Here is a 19,602-nt window from a genome sequence, read left to right on the forward strand (position 1 = left end):
TCTTCTAATTACTTTCTATTACCTGACCAGCGTCTCCATATAAATCAACCTCGCCATCTAACTGAAGTGCGATTACAGTAACGTTTTCATCCTGCACGTGTTCTGGTAAATCGATATATAATAAACCAGGAACTTTGCTCCAGTATAATTTCCCAACCACATCGGTTTTTAATTTGGTGCCATTACCAACTACCCAAGCACGGTTTACTTTATTCTTAAGTCCTTTAATTAATAACGGCCCGTTTGGTTTGTTGTCTACGTACAGATATAAAATGGTTTTATCTTTCGATAATGCCGTATAACCATTAAAATGACCGAATGGAATTCCTGCACGTGTTCCATAAATGGCTGCAGCATGCTTATTCGTCCATTTTCCTAATCCTTTTAAGATTTCAACTTGCTCCTCTGGAATAGTTCCATCCGCTTTAGGTCCGATATCTAAAAGTAGATTACCTCCCATATTAATACAGTCCACAAAAATGCGAATGATTTGATTCAAGCTCTTGTATTTGGTGTCGTTTGGTTGATAGCCCCAGGAATTGTTCATGGTCATGCATAATTCCCAGTACTTATCTTTTGGTTTGTTTACAGGAACCCCTTGCTCTGGCGTCGCGTAATCTCCGTAACCTTGTAGTCTTGAATTGATGATGGTTGAAGGGGTTTCTTTGAATAAAAGCTCACGAATTTCTTTAGCTTTCCACTTTTCTGCTTTCTGTTCCCAATCGCCATCAAACCAGTATAAATCCGGATTGTAAGCAGCTAATTCTTTTAATTGACCGAAATTAAATTTGGTGAATTTATCCCAACGTTTATCATCTTCTTTATAACGTTTTTCATTTCTTAAAAAGTTTGGATAATCAGGATAAGACCAGTCTAACAATGAATAATACAACCCTAATTTTAAGCCTTCTTTACGAACCGCTTTTGCAAAAGGCGTGATTAAATCTTTTTTCGCTGGGGTTTTATCAATAACATTTAAATCACCCTGTTTGGTATTCCATAAAGCTACACCATCATGATGTTTTGTAGTAATAACTGTATATTTTGCGCCACTTTCTTTAATTAATTTTGCCCAATATTCAGGATCATAGTTCTTAGCTGTAAAGCCATTTAATTGCTTCATATAATCATCATAAGTGATGTATCCGTTGTGAAACGACCAGGATTCGTCGATTCCGTTTACGGCATAAATTCCCCAATGAATAAAAATACCAAGCTTAGCATCTTTAAACCACGCCATGCGCTCTTCTTTACTTTGCTCTGTTTCCTGCGCTTTAGTTTGAAAACTGAATAATGTCATCAGTAAAGCTGCAGCTATATAACGTTTCTTCATTTTAAGTTTATCTTTTAAAGTCTAATTAGTTTACCAATATTTCATCAACAAATAGCCAAACCCCGCCACCTCTTGGATTTTTTTCTAAAGCTTTTACTTTCACTTTTACAAACCTTGCAGAATGTTCAGGGAAATTCACCGTAAAATCTTTTTTTGTGACTTTTGAAGCTTGCGCATATGGTCTTGTTGCTTCTCCAATTTTTTCGAAACCTTTACCATCATTAGATATCGATACTTCAACAGCAACAGGGAAATAAATACCTGCCTTCTGACTTTCTAAAGTTCCAACGGCTACATTACTAATTTCAGTTTCATTTTCTAAATCGATAATCACTTCCATATCGGTTAACCAACCTTGCCATTGTCCGTCATGGAAATTTTGCGAGCCACGTAATGCATTATCCAGCGTGGTTGCTCCAGTACCTTTATAAGCATTGCTATACTGCGTATTATAGGTCACTTTTTTTCCTATGGCTTTATGAAATTTAATCGTGTCTACATAAGTGATTCCTATAGGTTTTTCATCCTTGAATAAAGACGCCTTTAAAATTGTAGTTTCTTTAATCTGAAACGTATCAGTGTACTTCTGTGCACTTTCATTTAAGTCCGTTGTACCTAACACATAACGAATATCTGGATTTGGAAATTCATTTTTAAGCGATAAATTGACTGCTTGATTAATAGAATCGAAAGAATATGCAGGCCTTAGAGTATAAGCACTTTTCGCATAATTGATATCTAAATCCTTATAACGCTCAAACATCATTTCCATTCGGTGTGAAAAATCTTCCCAGTTACGAGATTCTTTGCTGCTCCATAAAGCTTCAGACATAGCTGCTAGTCTTGGGAATATCATGTATTCAGACTGATCTGTGGTTGGTAAATATTCCGCCCATAAATTTGCCTGACCACCTAAAACATGCTTCGCTTCTTCCGGAGTCATTTCATTTGCTACCGGATCGAATTGGTATACTTTACTTAAAGGTGTATAAGCCGTAAATGCCGTTGGTTCGTATTCCTGAGGCCCTTGATAGTAATCGAAATAACAATGAGATGTTGGTGTCATAATCACGTCATGTCCTTGCTTTGCTGCTTCGATACCTGGTTTGTTACCTCTCCAGCTCATTACTGTCGCTTCAGGAGCAAGACCACCTTCAATAATTTCATCCCAACCTATTAGTTGTTTGCCTTTCGAGTTGATGTATTTTTCCATACGTTTTACAAAATAACTTTGTAATTCATCAACATCTTTTAAACCTTCCTCTTTAACACGTTTTTGACAATTCGGACAGATTTTCCAATTGGTTTTAGTGGCTTCGTCGCCTCCAATATGAATATATTTTGATGGAAAAATGGTCATGACTTCATCCAATACATTCTCTAAAAACTTGAACGTACTGTCCTTTCCTGCACAATAAATATCTGTGATTGGCCAAAGTCCACCAGAAGGTACTCCAATCTCTTGATTAAAACACGCTAATTCTGGGTAAGACGCTATTGCACTCGACACGTGAGCCGGCATTTCAATTTCAGGAATCACCTCTATGTTTTTAGACGCTGCGTAAGCAACGATATCTTTTAATTCTTCCTGGGTTAAAAAACCGCCGTATGTTCCTTTAACACCATACGGGTTTTTATCGCGGTTGTGCCAGAATTTATCTTCCTGATCGACGCGCCATGCACCAACTTCGGTTAATTTTGGATATTTCTTGATTTCTATTCGCCACCCTTGATCATCAACCAAATGCAAATGCAAAACATTCATTTTATGCATCGCTAAACGATCGATGGTTTGCTTAATATAATCACTGTCGAAAAAATGGCGCGATAAATCAAGCATTAATCCACGATATTGAAAACGTGGTTCATCTTTAATAGAAACATTAGGAACAATCCAATCTTGATTTGCTACTAAAGAAGTATTCTCAATTGTTGTTGGCAGTAATTGTCTAAGCGTTTCAATACCATACACAAAACCAGCAGCCCCGTTGGATTTGATGATTACCCCTTTTGAATCTGCATCTAACTCATAAGCTTCAGGTTTGAGATTAGCATCTGTTACAAATTGAACATAATTTTCTGAAGGCGCTTCATTAACAATTTCAGGAGTAAATCCTGCAGCCGTTTTTAATTTATTAATTAAAACCTCTAAAGCAGCTTTCTGACTTTCATCTTCAATAACAAATTGCGTGTTCTCGTTTATCTCAAATCCACCTTGATTCAAGGTTAATTCAACAGGTTTTGGAATGATTTGAATATCCGCTTCTGTGAAATTTACCTGTTTCGACTGGCACGATGCCAACATCAATCCAAGTCCTAAAAGCAATATTTTTGAGTGACTAAATTTTATCATTTTAAGTTAGTTTGTGTCTTGTTTTATTTATCCCAGGTCATTTTAAATTTAGAATCTTCCATTCTATTACCATGAGCTTCATCGTAAACTGCATAATTAAACCCAGATCTTAAACTATAACCACCATATTCACCGGCCTTATTTACGGCTATAAATCCTACCTGTAAATATTCCATATCTTTATGGTTTTTGTGTTTATCATAAATACGTTCTACAATTTCTTTACAAGCTTCGTCCGGCGATTTCCCCTGACGCATTAACTCAACAACCATAGCACTTCCTGCCGTTCTTATAACTGCTTCACCAAGTCCTGTAGCAGCGGCAGCTCCAACTTCATTATCTAAAAATAATCCTGCACCAATTATAGGAGAATCTCCTACGCGTCCGTGCATTTTCCAAGCCGCACCACTGGTTGTACACCCCCCCGTAATATCGCCATTTTCATCAATCACCAACATGCTTATAGTATCGTGATTTTCAATATTAATGACTGGTTGATATTTAGATTTTTCTAACCAGTTTTTCCAGTCCTTCTCAGAGGCTTCTGTTAACAAATTTTCTTCTTTAAAACCTTGCTCTTTAGCAAACTGTAAGGCGCCAGCGCCAGTTAACATAACATGAGGCGTATTTTCTAATACTTTTTGTGCAACTGCAATAGGGTGTTTTATATTTTGAAGAAAAGATACCGAACCACAATCGCTATTAGAATCCATTATACAAGCATCTAAAGTTACCTTTCCTTCTCTGTCTGGATAACCTCCATAACCAACGCTTCTTACTTTTGGGTCCGCCTCAGGAATTCCAACCCCAGCAACAATAGCATCTAATCCAGATTTACCTGATTTTAGTAATTTCCATGCTTCTTCGTTAGCTGGTAAGCCATGATTCCAGGTGGATATAATTAAAGGTTTAGTTCCTTTTTTATCGTCAGAAACAGCAGCCAAAACCGCTGATTTTGTTTCTTCTTTACAACTTAAAAGTGCACTGACACCTAATGTTCCTAATGCTGCGTTTTTAATAAAATGTCTTCTGTCTCCCATGTTCTCAATATTATTTATATACCTGTGACGATATTGCCATAGTGTACGTTTGGTTTTTATTTGGTTGAGGCCCCATAACAAATTGTAAGGTTCCTCCTTGTATAATGTCTTTGTGTTCTATATAACTTTTTGAAATTTCCTTTCCGTTTAAAGTTATAGATTGAATGTATTTGTTTTCCGAGGAATTATTTTCAGCTTCAATTGTAAAATCTTTTCCCGATTCTAAATGAATAATTGCTTTATCGAAAATAGGCGAACCAAAAGTATAAACACCCTGGGCAGGATTTACCGGATAAAACCCTAAAGCACTAAATACATACCAAGACGACATTTGTCCGCAGTCTTCATTTCCGCAATGGCCATCTGGTGTATTGTTATATTGTGTCTCTAAAATGGTTCTGATAATTTCTTGTGTTTTTTCAGGCTTACGAATGTAATTATACAAGTAGCCTACATGATGACTTGGCTCATTACCGTGAGCATATTGACCTATCATACCCGTGCTAAAAATAGGTAATTTGTCGGTAGCTAAAGGGTAAAAACTAAACATAGAATCAAGTTTTTTTTCAAATTGCTCAGTACCAACTTCTTTTATCAAACCCTCAATGTTTTGGGGTACTGACCACATATATTGCCAGGCATTACTCTCGCAATAATAGGGTGTATATTCCTTAGGAATGAAGTTTTCTATAAAAGTCCCATCTTCACTTTTTGGGCGTAAAAAAGTACTTTTTGAATCGTATAAATTCCTCCAGTTTTCAGAACGATTTAAGAAATACTCGTAATCTTCTGTTTTATTTAAAGCTTTGGCAAATTGAGCGACACACCAATCGTTATATGCATATTCCAAAGTTTTTGAAACCGACCAATTTTCGTGATGCTCATCAACCGGAATAAAGCCTAATGTTTTATATTCATCCAACTGACGAGCATCGACCATAGAACTTAATTTACAGGCTTCATAGGCTAAATTTTCATTAAACCCGTTAACTCCTTTAAAATAAGCATCAACAATAACAGGAATCGCATGATTACCAATCATCATATTTGTTTCATTCCCCTGCATGGACCAAACCGGCAACAATCCGGTTTCTTTATAGTGCGCCAACAAGGAATTAATCATATCCGAAACCCTATTAGGATGTATTATGGTGTATAAAGGATGTGCTGCACGATACGTATCCCATAACGAAAAGGTATCGTAACGTTTAAAACCAGAAGTTGTCATAACACTATCATTAGCACCTTTGTATTCGTTATTGTAATCACTCAATAAAGTTGGTGCCAACATAGATTGATACAGCATCGTGTAAAAAATATGCTTCTTTGTTTCATCGGTAGTAAATACTTCAATTTTTTCGAGTTGTTGTTCCCAAACCTGGTTCGCTTGCTCTTTATAGTCCTCAAAATTGAAATGAGGCGCTTCGTTCTCCAAAGATTTATGAGCACCATCCAGACTTGCTGTCGATAATCCTGTTTTTAAAATGATAACATCATTCTCCTCCGTATTATAATTCAGAATGATTTTTGTATTCTTTCCTACAGCCTCACTTTCAACTAAAGAATCATTTGAAAATAAATGATAGGACTGGAATGGTTTAGACACCTGAATCTCAAAATACACGCGCTGGTGTTTAGCCCAACCTGTTGATTTTCGATAACCATGAAGCGTGCTATCATTCAACACTTTTATATGCGTGTCTGTGGGCGCATCCCAATTAAGCGCATAGCCTAAATCGATATGGATTTGTGATAAGGAATCCTTCGGAAAGGTGTATTTATGAATCCCTGTTCTTTGAGTAGCTGTTAACTCTGCCTTGATGCCATAATCTAATAAATCGACTTGATAATATCCTGGTTCTGCCGATTCTTGCTTATGATCATACTTTGAAAACGGCTTGTAATTATTCGCTTCCATGCGTTTGTTAAAACGGCTATTGGTCGGCATCACCAGAATATCATATAAATCGCCCGCTCCAGTTCCAGACAGGTGGGTATGTGAAAAGCCAGAAATAATAGAATCCTGATAAAAATACCCAGCAATTCTGTCCCAACCAGGAATACCTATATCTGGACTCAACTGTACCATTCCGAAAGGCACCGTGGCTCCCGGATACGTGTTTCCCGGTCCATCTGTTCCTATAAACGGGTTCACATACTGCGTGAGTTTTTTATGAATTACATCATCAGTCTGTTTGCAATTCATCAAAAGCATTGCACCGACTGAAACTATGTAAACTCCAAACTTCATTCCGTTCGATTATAAATTAGCTTTTGTCGTTTTTATAGTTTCAAAAAACTCATCTGAAATCGCATTTCCATCGAAGAAAGACACGCCTTTTGCTCCATTTTCTTTAGCGTATAAAATAGCCTGTTTTAAATCTTCAGTGGTTTTAAAATCGGGGATGTAAATTCCTGTGTTTAATTTAATGCCTTCGTTTTCAACATCGGATACGCCTTGCTTTGTTGCATACCCAATCCAGTCAACCTCTTCGTTGTAAAATCCATGGTAAATCATGGGGTAAACTTCATCAATATCCCATTTATCCCAACGTTGGCGTACCATATGGTCTGCCATTTCAGGATATGGAAATACCGCAGCTGTTAAAATTTTATTGTTATCGTGAACGATTTTATAAGCATCATCTACCACCGATTTAATAGCGTTTAATCTGAAGTTTTTCCACTCCATATCTATCGCAGTATTTTTACTTTCTAAAGGATTTTTATGGTGTAATTTTTCAAACTCGCTAATGCACACATCGCAATAACAAAAATCGTATTCAGGTAATTCTTCATCCTGAACTAAATTGTATTTTGGTAATAATCCGATTGGTAAAAAGATGTCAGGAAAACGAATATAATCTAAATGCACGCTTTCAACGCCTTCAACTTTTGCTAGTCCTTCAACTAAACCTAAAATATGATTTCGGGATTCTTTTCTTGTCGGGCATAACCACTGATAATACCCTACATACGGACGCGTATCGAAACATGATTTACCTTCTTTACTAACCTGATACCATTCTGGATGTTGCAGAGCAATAGTATCTCCCGGACGGTTTACAGCCATAATCCAGGCATGCACTCGTAAACCTTTTTCCTTGGCTAACGGCACTAATCGTTCTAATAACTTAGGGTCAGTTCCGGTATTAATTAGAACTTCATCAATGCCACCATTACTGTATTTCTCAAATTCTTTAAGGTATTCTTCATCCGATTTTTTTCCATTTGCGGTAGTCCAAACCCCAAATTCGAAAGCTTCTTTTTTAGGTTCAGGAGAATCAACTTCAGCTATAGTATTCTCTTTTTTTTGATATCCACAAGATATGCAGAGTAACACCAAAGCAGTTATTAGTAAGTATTTTGTTTTCATAAGTTGTTGTTAGTCGTTTGTTATTTTGTCACCTTTTGTCTATCCCTAGACGTCTTTTGTTATTCCATACCCTTAAACAATGCGTTTAATAATTTCTGATTGTTATCTAAACTGTATTCCCAAAACATCGCGCCTCCAAGTCCATTTTCTTTTATAAACTGAGCTTTAGCTTCGATATCTTTAGGTGTTTCCCATGAGATGAACACGCTATCTTTTGCATTCCATAAATAAGATGCTTTAGCCGATTCATCATATAATTCTTTAAAATGCCCAGACTTGATTTTCTCAACAATATCCCAATACGGTACAATCATACCGGTAGACATAGCCGATTGATACAATCCGTTATTCTGCGGATTCACTTTTTCCCACATTCTTCCGTAAAACGGAATGCCCATCACTAATTTATTTGCCGGAACACCCGCTTTCAAATGGCGTTCTATGGCTTGTTTACCACTATTTCCTTCAAATTTTTCTGAATATGAAGGATTTAAATTCGCATGATGCCCCGTTTGATAATGCCAGCCATGATAGTAGTCGTAACACATTACATTAATAAAATCAAGATACTCCTGAGCCTTGCCTAATTGAGTATGATCTATATAAGCTTGATCTGCACCACTCGCAATAGTTAGTAAATAATGCTTGTTATCTGTTTTTCCTTGTATTTCTAAAGCTTCGCGGATGGTTTTTAATAATAACGTAAAATTCTCTTTATCCGACGGACGAAATGCGTTGTCCTCACCACGTTGCCCCGGGTATTCCCAATCTAAATCAACACCATCAAAACCGTGTTTTTTCAAAAGTGAAACACAACCGTTAGCAAAAATTTGTCGTGCTGATTCTGATGCCGCTACATGAGAAAATTGATCAGACCAAACCCAACCACCAACAGAGTACAACACTTTTAAATCTGATTTTTTAGATTTTAACGCCATTAAACTCTCAATTTTACTAGAATCTACAGCTAACTCAAATTTTGGTATGCCTTGTACAATATTGGCAAAAGCATAATTAATATGTGTTAACTTCTTGGCATCGACCTGAGCAGGATCAAAATCTTCGTAACCCGCCACGTAACCAATCAATTTTAAGTTTTCAACTGGAGCTTCAACTTTTCCTTCTTTTTCTACCTTGTTTTCACAGTTTAAAAGTGCAGAAAACATCAAAAGACAAACTCCTGATTTTATGAATTTAGATGTTGTATTGATTAAGTTTAACTGTAACATGTATCGACTTTTTCTTAATAATAATACGTTCAATTTTTTTTGAACCCTGCTTCTTTTTATTCTGGATTTTTATTTTATTTCAGAAAGTTCTCCATTCTCCTTAATTATCAATGTTTTATTTGAAAAAGGGCTTTTCACAGAAATATTATACCCCGTTGAATGGTTTTCTAAAACTGGTTTTAAAACTTTACCATCAACCTTAATATCGTTATCGACAAGTTCGGATAATGATGATGCCCAAACTTTATTTTTGTTTTTATAGCTTTTTTGAGCGCGGTATAAACTGAACATTTGCCATTTTATTTTTTCATCTTGAGGAATTTCAAAGGCATCTTTCCCACCAATTTCCTTCGATGAAAAATACACATAACCCCATTTTTCTGGCTCGTGCATATTAATCACGCCCATTGGGGACCACACCCAGTTGTATTCTGGTATAAATTTACCATCCTCTCCTTTTTTACGACTATACTTTCCGTTTGATAAATCATGTTGCCAGTTAACACGTGAAAAATTAACACGCCAAAAACTATCAACCGGAACATTTTTATGAAAATACGAGGTTTTATACGCTGCAAAAGGAATGGCAATTTCTAATGTCCAGCCTTCATCTATATCTTTTGAATTATTTAGAGTACCTTGAATAGTAACGGCTGACTTTAACCCATTGATATCCCAGTCGTTTAAAATCTTTGGATTTTCGCGGTAAGGCTTCGTTAAAAACAAATCCCAAACCGTATTTAAGGCGTTAATTTCCAATTCATAATAATTATAGGAGTCACTATCCGGGTCTATAAAAACTTCAAAATCGTTATTGTAAAAAATAATAGTATCTCGCTGTTTTAAATCTGCCCATACGTGAGGCTCATCCATTTTAGCCAGAATATAATAGTACTGCTCGTCCCAAAGCATTTTTACTTTGGTGTCGTATTTAGGTTTTTTATCACCTTCAATATCGATAAACAAATTGGTCCATTCGGCCTTATCCCACGAAGCCTCAGAACCTCTTCCATCAATAGAAATGGATTCTGAAGTTTTATAGGCTATGTATTGTCTGGGTTCAATGTCTTGCTTAGGTTGTGCGCAACAAACGGCACAAAAACAACTCATTGCTCCAAACAACACCTTTATTTTTCTCTGTATTTTCAAATTACAAACTGTTATTTTTTGTGAATTCTACTACTTCACTCAATTTACCAAATGCCATAGCTACAACGGTATCGGCAGCGCCATAATACACTGCTAATTTATCTTCTTCGTAATCATGTAAGGCTGCACATGGGAATACAACATTTGGTACATCGCCTGTTAACTCATACATTTCTGCAGGGCCTAATAAATAAGGCTTGGTTCTGTATTTTACCTTGTCTGGTTCATTTTCATCTAAAATGGCAGCTCCCATAGCATAACGGAATCCATTACAGGTATTAATAACCCCATGATACAACATTAACCAACCGTCATCAGTTAAAATTGGTATTGGTCCTGCGCCTATTTTAGTACATTGCCAGGCACTATCTTGAAAAGGAGCTACTTTCATAACACAACGGTGCTCTCCCCAGTATTTCATATCCGGACTGTAACTAATATAGATATCACCAAAAGGCGTATGACCGTTATCACTCGGGCGACTTAACATCGCATATTTTCCATTAATTTTTTTTGGGAATAACACCCCATTTCTATTGAATGGTAAAAAGGCATTTTCACATTGAAAAAACTCCACAAAATCAAATGTATATGCGATACCAATTGTTGGGCCATGATACCCGTTACACCAGGTAATCCAATATCTATCTTCAATAAATACCACACGCGGATCGTATTTATAATCCGAATCTATCATTTCGGTATTTCCTGCCTGCATCACAATAGGTTCGTGATTGATATCCCAGTTAATACCATCTTTACTAAAGCCTGCAAAAATATTCATCTGCACCGCCTTATTATCACATCTAAAAACACCTGCGAAACCATCTTTAAAAGGTACTACAGCACTATTAAAAATACTGTTTGATGATGGAATTGCGTAACGATCTATAATCGGGTTTTCAGAATATCTCCACATGACCTCATTATTATTCTCCGGTCTGTCTTGCCAAGGTATATTTGCCACTTTTTATATAATTTAATCTGTTATTTTATTCACTTTATTTAACCAGGTGTATTTTAAAATTATTGAGGTAATTACAAATACAACTAACGATATGATTGTTTTAGGATAATCGCGTATTAAAAGAAATATTGGCAAAACAATCATACTCGATTGCCATACAATCCCAATAATACAATTTAACATATCGCTAAAAAACTCATTATTTTTCTCAAAAGACGCATCTTCTGCTTTTAATTTTTTATATACAGGTTTCCACCAACCCCAAGGTCTAACATTGGTGTAGAACGATTTTAGAACCGCTTCATCAGTAGGTTTTGAAAAACAGGTTCCTAATAAACTACCTAATAATGAAAAACCAAAGATGATTGGGAATAAGTAGATTGATGGCATGGTTGCTAATTGATACCATACACCCTCTACATCAAAATTCATTTTATTCTGATCTAATACAAATTGAAATGACGCTATTATAAGACCTGCTAACATACCCCAGAAATAGCCCCAGCCATTAAAGCGCCACCAAACCCATTTCAGAAAATTAGCTGCTACATAACCACCAAATAACGAACTTGTTATCCACAAGGTCAAAGAGTTAATAGAGTCCGCAAAAAAGCCCATTAAAACCCCCAGCAAAACAATAACCAAAGAAGCCAAATGACTCACTTTTATATAGTGCGAACTATCAGCAACTGGTTTAAAATATTTTTTATAAATATCGTTAACTATGTACGCTGGACCAGCATTTACAAAGGCTGAAAACGTAGACATAAAAGCTGCTAATAAACCAGCCAACAGCAAGCCTTTTATCCCAACAGGAACATGAAAATTAATCACTTTTGGTAGAATAATTTCTAAATCGCCACCTGTCAAGGCGCCATTATTCATTTCCGGAGATAAAACAACCAATGCTATAACTACAATTCCACCAATTAATAAATACCTTGGAATAAATAAAATCAAATTCGTAAAGCCAGACATATACGCTGCTTCTTTAACCGTTTTTGTAGAAAGAATACGTTGTAAATCGTAACTCGGCGTTGGTCCTGCAATACTTGCAAAGAAGCCTTTAAACAAAGACATACCAATAAAAGCACCGAACATTTTATAGCCTTCAGAGTCTATTAAATCGTTAAACGCCTGATATTTATCACTCCACTGCGGACCTAATTCCCATCCAAAGAAAATGTTTTTCCATTCTTCTGAAATGATAGACGTTATTTCGAAATCTGTAAAGGTAATTAACGTATAACTCGCCACAAGAAGACCTGCCACAACCATTATTAAATACTGAAGAACCTCTGTTGCCACAACAGAAAACATCCCCCCTTTTATGGTATAAATTGTCGTTAGTAAAATAATGATTAATGCGTAAGATTGGGTGGATGTAAACAATACTGTTTCACCTATTTGCGCAGTTAAATCCCAAGGTAAAATAATGGTTAAAAACTTTCCTACACCTTCAAAGAAATAAGCTATAAAACCAATGGCTGAAATAATAGCAAAAATAGCCACAATAATATGAGATGCTTTTCCGGCTTTATCATTTCCGAAGCGTGTTAAAATCCATTCAGAACCTGTCATTACTTTTGAACGGCGAATCCAAACTGCCAGGAACATCATAACGAAAATCTGATTCCAGATAGGCCAAAGCCACATAAACATGAAGCTTTTAACACCATACAGGAATAAAATTCCAACCATCCAGGCCGTTCCAGAGACATCAAACATTCCGGAGCCATTACTTAAACCTAAGTAATACCATTTAATGGATTTTCCACCTAAAAAATAATGATCTAACCCCTGTGAAGCCTTTTTTGAAATCCAGACTCCTACTCCTACGGTTATTAAAACGTAGGAGACAATAATACTTATATCTATTATATCCATCCTACTATTTTTTAATTCCCCAGTTTTTATTTGGATTTGGTCCCATTACGAAATGTAAAGTACCTCCTTCTAAAATTGTTTTATGGGCTATTGATGTGTCGTTGAAATCTTCACCATTTAAGGTTGCCGATTGAATGTAAATATTCTTATCGGAAACGTTTTCTGCTTCAATGGTGAATGTTTTTCCGTTTGCTAAATTCAAGGTGGTCTTGTCGAAAATCGGACTTCCAATTTCGTATTCAGCTGAAGCCGGATTCATTGGGTAAAGACCAATGGAACTAAATACATACCAAGCCGACATTTGCCCGCAATCTTCATTACCACTTAATCCATTAGGCGTTGTATTGTATTGCGTATCTAAAATATGACGTACCCAATATTGTGTTCTCCATGGTTTATTGGCATCGTTAAACATATAAGCAATGTGATGACTTGGCTCGTTACCATGTGCGTACTGACCAATTAAACCTGAAATATCTGCCGAGGTGTGAGTCCCTGTAATCTCAGAACTTTCAGTGAAAAGTTGCTCTAAACGCGAAGTAAATACATCTTCACCACCATGCAACTCTGCTAATTCCTTAACAGCATGAGGTACAAACCAGCTATGTTGCCAGGCATTACCTTCGGTATAATCGGTTTGAACTCTATGGTTTGAGTATTTCGGATCGAATGGCTCGTTCCAAGATTTACCATCTTCAGATTTTCCACGCATAAATCCGGTTTCGGTATCTAATAAGTGTTTATAAGCTTCAGAACGTTTTAAAAAGAAATTATAATCTTCTGTTTTACCAAGGGCTTTTGCCATTTGCGCCACACACCAGTCGTCGTAAGCATATTCTAAAGTAATAGTAACCGATTCGTCTATTGACGTGTACGGAATATATCCGAATTCTTTATAATATTTTAAACCACGTTCATCCTGCATCATGGTATTTTTCATCGCTTCAAACGCCTTTTCAGCATCAAAACCTTTAATACCTTTTAAGTAAGCTTCAACAATTACAGGAATGGAATGATACCCTGTCATAGTATTCGTTTCATTGGCATAAAGTGTCCATACCGGTAAAATCTTCTTTGTTTCATAATATGCCAGCATCGAATTAATGATATCCGAGACATTTTTAGGCGCTATTAAAGTTAACAATGGTTGCTCTGCTCTAAAGGTATCCCAAAGCGACAATGTAGAATATGCTGTATAATCTTTCGCTGTTACAATGCTGTCTGTTTCTAATCTAAACTCCCCATTAGCATCACTAAAAGTTACCGGAGCTACTTGAGCATGATACATGGCGGTATAAAAAATGGTTTCCAATGAATCTACTGAGCTTTCAACTTCAATAGATTTTAAAGCGCTATTCCAGCTTTTATCTGCAGTAGATTTAACTGCTTCAAATTCAAAACCACCATCTTCTATGTTTCCTTTAGCATTTTCAATACTAACAGAGGACAAGGCTACTTTTGCAAAAAGCTCATTAGAGTCAGCATTATCGAAAAATAGCTGAATGGCTGTTTTTTCTCCTTCAACTTTATTCCCTTCAATTTTAGAGCCATCAGCAAATACATTTTTACCAGTAATAGGTTTTGAAAACTTCGCTACAAAAAACACTTTTTGATTAGGCGCCCATCCCTTACTGTATCGGTAACCAGAAATGGTATGTTCATCTTCAACAGTAATAATAGTCTCAACCGTTCTATCCCAGTTTAAAGTAAACCCTAAATCGACAATAACCGATTGTGAATCACCAGGATTGAATGTATACTTATGATACCCTGTGCGTTTAGCCGTTGTTAATTCTACATTTATATTGTGATCATCCAAATACAATTGATAATAACCTGGCTTGGCTGTTTCATTTGAATGACTGTATTTTGATTTATACGTAATGCTGTCTCTCGATTTTGGATAAACCGAAAGATCCACTTCTTTATTTATCGGCATGAATAAAATATCGGCTAAATCTCCAATTCCTGTTCCGCTTAAACTTAAGTGACTAAATCCTACGGCAATGGAATCTGAATAATGATACCCTGAGCACCAGTCCCATTTACTTATACCATTTATAGGACTTACCTGCAACATTCCAAAAGGCACTGTTGCTCCTGGGTATGTATGCCCATGTCCTCCTGTGCCAATAAACGGATCTACTTTATCACTTAAAATTTTGCTAGTCATGGTTTTATTAGTAACATTGTCTCCGCAGCTCACAAAAAGACCAACTAATAAAACAATTACCGATACGTTTTTCATATAATATTTTTAATATTGAACTCTAAAGTTTCTAGTTTTTTCTAAACTTTAAAATTATTTTAGACGGATAACACATTTTAAGACCTAAACACCAAAAAATAAAAATTGTTTTCTAAAATGGATGCAAATCAAAACAAACTCTTTAAAATTCCATTGTTTTACCACATTGTTTTTTGGTCAATTTACTTTCTTCTAAATACATTGCGCTGGGGAAGTTATTTTGACGATTATGGATATTCTTTAAAAACCACTCTTATTGGATTTCCTATTCATATGATTTTGTGCTACTTGAACATATTTATTCTAATGCCCTATTTGGTCTACAATAAAAAGTATGTGCTATATGTTATTTCTGTTTTGGGATCCATATTTATTATGGTCCTAGTAAAGTACAATTTAACCTATTGGCTGGTTAGCCATAATGTATGGCCCGAAGGTCCTGAAGCTACCGACAAGCTAAGTTTAAATTACACTATAGATATGATGATTGGGGAGCTTTATGTCATCACTTTTGTTACCGCTATAAAAATAACTTTAGACTACCTCAAAGAACATAAGCGTGTAGCACTTTTAGAAAAAACCCAATTAGAAACAGAACTGCGTTTTTTAAAAACTCAGGTTTCTCCGCATTTCTTTTTTAACACTTTAAATAACATCTATTCATTATCAGTAGAAAAATCGAACAAAACACCTCGAATGATTTTAAAACTTTCTGAATTGATGCGTTATCTCCTTTATGAAACACGAGAAAGGCGACAAACTTTAGAAAAGGAAATTATATATATTCAAAATTATCTGGATTTAGAGCGTGTTAGATATGATGAGAATTTAGAAGTTAATATGTACATATCCGGTGACATTCAAGACAAGAAAATCGCACCTATTCTTTTATTAACTTTTATTGAAAACGCCTTTAAACACGGGGCTGACAAGAATATTGGCAAAGTAAAAATAAACATCAACTTTAAGATTATAGAAAATTTTCTTTACTTTACCGTCACCAACCCATTACCTCAAATTAGTGAGCATCAAAAACCGAATAAAAAAGCCGGCGGAATTGGATTGGTAAACGCAAAAAAAAGATTGGAATTAGGCTACAATAAAAACGATTACAAACTTTCAATAAAGCAAAAAAAGAACAAATTTGTTGTTAAACTAAAGATTAAAGTTGCTTAACAAACTATTACAAAACTAAAACTACGACCAAACAAACTATGAAAATTAAATGCTTGATAATTGATGACGAGCCGTTAGCTGTAAATGTGATTAAAAATTATCTGGAGCAAATAGATAATTATGAAATTGCAGAAACTTTTAACAATGCGATCGATGGATTAAATTTTCTTAAAAACAACAATGTTGATGTTATTTTTCTTGATATTAATATGCCTGTTCTTGATGGTATTAATTTCATTAAAAGCTTAGAAAATCCACCATTAATTATTATTACCAGTGCTTATGATGAATATGCCTTGGAAACTTATGAGTTAGATGTTTTAGACTATCTGGTAAAGCCTATTGAAATGCCTAGGTTTATGAAAACCTTAAATAAAATTACCAAACGTCTTGAAAACGCAAAAAAAATACCGGTTAGCGCTAATAAAGAAACTCCTTTTATCTTTATTAAAATAGATAAAAAGAAAATGAAGAAAATTTTTCTTAATGAAATTTTAATCATTGAAAGTTTAAAAGATTACTTAAAAATAAAAACATTTTCTGGCTCTTACATCGTCCATTATACCTTAAAGGATTTTACAAACTTACTGCCTCCAGGCGATTTTATTAGAATTCACAGATCTTACACTGTAGCTATCGACAAAATTGATGCTTTAGAGGGAAATAGTGTGGAAATTGAAGGTTTAAGATATGTTATTGGACGCTCTTATATTGATGAAGTAAAGCAAAAAATTTTAGACGCTTCTGTTTAGTATGTTTATAAAAAAGAAGATGGTTACCTCTAATTCAATAGAAACAACCATCTAATTAACCAAACTCAAATAACATAAACTAAACAATAAAAAACTATAATGAGTTCGTTCTTAACTTTTAAAAATAGAAGCGTTTAAACGCTTCTATTGCCTCGTAATCTGCTAAACCAAGGTCTTTATATTTTTTTGCTGTTTCGCGATTTCTGTCTTCAGCACGCACCCAAAACTCACGATTATCATCACCTTGAAACATGACACCATCTTTTTGTGATTGGTGATAGAATATAGACTGACGTTTTTTAAGCACCTGATCCGGACTCATAGGAACAGCCATATCTATCTGGTAAGGTTCCCATTCGTGCCATGCACCACGATATAACCACACCCAGCAATCGTTCATATAACTTTCTGGCTTTAATATTTTTAAAGCTTCAAACAAAGCATCTAAACACACTTTATGAGTTCCGTGTGGATCTGCCAAATCACCTGCTGCATAAATTTGATGTGGCTTAATATCATCTATTAAATCGCACATAATTTTAATATCCGTTTCAGTAAGCTTCCCTTTTTTTATGGTTCCTGTCTCATAAAACGGAAGTTCTAAAAAGTGAACATTATCGTCTGATAAACCTACATATCTTGTAGCCGCTAAGGACTCACATTTTCTAATTGTAGTTTTTAATTTTCTTACCTCAAGAGTATCTATATCATTTTGAGATTTATTCTTTAAAAAATGAATAATACTATCTACTTCGGCTGAATCTGAATTCAACACTTTAGAAACTTCTACAAATTTTAAGGCTTCCTCATTAGACACCGCTATATTTCCTGAAGTTTGATATGCCACGTGAACTTCATGCCCTTGTTCTACTAATCGCGCAAAGGTTCCGCCCATAGATATGACATCATCATCTGGGTGCGGACTGAAAATAATCACTCGCTTTTTAGCAGGCTCGGATCGTTCTGGTCTGCAACTATCATCCACATTTGGTTTTCCTCCTGGCCAACCTGTAATGGTATGCTGCATTTTATTAAACATTTTTATGTTCAAATTATAAGCAGAACCTTCTTCGGTTAATATGCTGGACATGCCATTATCATTATAATCCTTGTCCGTAAGTTTTAAAAATGGTTTTCCCGTTAGCTCACTTAACCAAATTACGGCCTTACACTTCAATTCATCATTCCATCTACAAGATTTCACCAACCAAGGCGTTTTTACCCTTGTTAACTCATACGACGCTTCAACATCAAGTACAAATGTGGTATTATTATGTTCTTGTAAATATGTAGCAGGAACGTGTGAAGATATTTCTCCTTCTATGGCTTCCTTAACAATACCCGCTTTATTGATACCCCAAGCTAAAAGTACAATGCGCTTAGCTTTCCTTACCGTTCCTACTCCCATCGTTATTGCCTTTCTAGGTACATTTTTTAATCCTAAAAAAGCAGGAGCTGCATCTACTCGCGTTATATAATCTAAATTAATTGCTCTGGTTCCTGAATTTATATGAGAACCTGGCTCATTAAATCCGATATGCCCTGTTCTTCCTATTCCTAACAACTGAAAATCGATACCTCCATAAGATTGAATTTTCATTTCATAATCAATACAATACTGATGCAAGTCCTGATCACTTACAGTACCATCTGGAATATTAATATTCTCATGTAAAATATCGACATGGTTAAAAAGATGATCATGCATAAAATAATAGTAACTCTGAATATTATCTTTATCCAAAGGATAATACTCATCTAAGTTAAAAGTTACCACATTTTTAAAACTCAATCCTTCCTCACGGTGCATTCTTACCAATTCCTCATATACCTTTACAGGTGAAGAACCAGTTGCCAACCCTAACACACAGATTTCATCTAGTTCTTCTTTACGACGAATTAAGTTTGCTATTTCGTGTGCTACTAAAACCGATGCTTCTTGCGACGATTCAAAAATAACATTGTGAATTTTTTCAAATCGCGTTTCTTCAAACTTACCAGCCTCGCTGTAACTTATTTCCTTAGATTTATTTATTACCGTATTAATCATAAACATGTCGATTACTAATTAAATGATGGTTATCTAAGTTAC

At 35.4% G+C, this 19,602-nt stretch carries 13 protein-coding genes; 2 read left to right on the forward strand and 11 right to left on the reverse strand.

Translation table 11 applies throughout. The features are described 5' to 3' along the window. Positions 1–4: 4 nt before the first annotated feature. The 10 genes from R1X58_RS14365 to R1X58_RS14410 form a co-directional block, all read right to left on the reverse strand. Positions 5–1,333, reverse strand: a complete 1,329-nt coding sequence (locus R1X58_RS14365) for an alpha-L-fucosidase (RefSeq protein ID WP_240575029.1) — start codon at positions 1,331–1,333, stop codon at positions 5–7. Between the two features lie 25 nt (positions 1,334–1,358). Next, positions 1,359–3,686, reverse strand: coding sequence for a glycoside hydrolase family 20 protein (locus R1X58_RS14370; protein WP_240575030.1), 2,328 nt, complete (start codon positions 3,684–3,686; stop codon positions 1,359–1,361). Positions 3,687–3,709: 23 nt separating this feature from the next. Further along, entirely contained in the window at positions 3,710–4,726 is a 1,017-nt protein-coding gene (locus R1X58_RS14375) for an isoaspartyl peptidase/L-asparaginase family protein (protein WP_240575031.1), read from the reverse strand. A 10-nt stretch (positions 4,727–4,736) separates the two neighbouring features. Then, a complete protein-coding gene (locus R1X58_RS14380) occupies positions 4,737–6,977 on the reverse strand; it encodes a GH92 family glycosyl hydrolase (protein WP_255802978.1) in 2,241 nt (746 codons plus the stop codon). 9 nt (positions 6,978–6,986) lie between these two features. Further along, entirely contained in the window at positions 6,987–8,102 is a 1,116-nt protein-coding gene (locus R1X58_RS14385; RefSeq protein WP_240575033.1) for a family 10 glycosylhydrolase, read from the reverse strand. Between the two features lie 59 nt (positions 8,103–8,161). After that, on the reverse strand, positions 8,162–9,331 hold the full coding sequence (locus R1X58_RS14390) for a glycoside hydrolase family 18 protein (protein ID WP_240575034.1): 1,170 nt from the start codon (positions 9,329–9,331) through the stop codon (positions 8,162–8,164). A 69-nt stretch (positions 9,332–9,400) separates the two neighbouring features. Next, entirely contained in the window at positions 9,401–10,441 is a 1,041-nt protein-coding gene (locus tag R1X58_RS14395) for a carbohydrate-binding family 9-like protein (protein WP_240575081.1), read from the reverse strand. 40 nt (positions 10,442–10,481) lie between these two features. Next, positions 10,482–11,447: a glycoside hydrolase family 130 protein gene (locus R1X58_RS14400; RefSeq protein ID WP_317292994.1), complete on the reverse strand. Its 966-nt coding sequence runs from the start codon at positions 11,445–11,447 to the stop codon at positions 10,482–10,484. 12 nt (positions 11,448–11,459) lie between these two features. Beyond that, positions 11,460–13,334 carry a sodium:solute symporter family protein gene (locus tag R1X58_RS14405; protein WP_240575035.1) on the reverse strand — a complete coding sequence of 625 codons (1,875 nt, stop codon included), beginning with the start codon at positions 13,332–13,334 and terminating at the stop codon, positions 11,460–11,462. A gap of 4 nt (positions 13,335–13,338) precedes the next feature. Next, a complete protein-coding gene (locus R1X58_RS14410; RefSeq protein ID WP_240575036.1) occupies positions 13,339–15,582 on the reverse strand; it encodes a GH92 family glycosyl hydrolase in 2,244 nt (747 codons plus the stop codon). Positions 15,583–15,957: 375 nt separating this feature from the next. Between R1X58_RS14410 and R1X58_RS14415 the strand changes: the two genes are divergently transcribed. Then, positions 15,958–16,758 (forward strand): sensor histidine kinase, encoded by an 801-nt coding sequence (locus tag R1X58_RS14415; protein WP_306468594.1) that lies wholly within the window; start codon positions 15,958–15,960, stop codon positions 16,756–16,758. Positions 16,759–16,796: 38 nt separating this feature from the next. After that, entirely contained in the window at positions 16,797–17,510 is a 714-nt protein-coding gene (locus tag R1X58_RS14420) for a LytR/AlgR family response regulator transcription factor (protein ID WP_240575038.1), read from the forward strand. Positions 17,511–17,628: 118 nt separating this feature from the next. On the opposite strand, the gene nagB is transcribed toward R1X58_RS14420, so the two are convergent. Next, complete coding sequence (gene nagB / locus R1X58_RS14425) at positions 17,629–19,560, reverse strand: glucosamine-6-phosphate deaminase (protein WP_240575039.1); 1,932 nt, start codon at positions 19,558–19,560, stop codon at positions 17,629–17,631. Between the last annotated feature and the right edge of the window lie 42 nt (positions 19,561–19,602).

Source organism: Aestuariibaculum lutulentum (assembly GCF_032926325.1).
Lineage (GTDB): Bacteria > Bacteroidota > Bacteroidia > Flavobacteriales > Flavobacteriaceae > Aestuariibaculum > Aestuariibaculum lutulentum.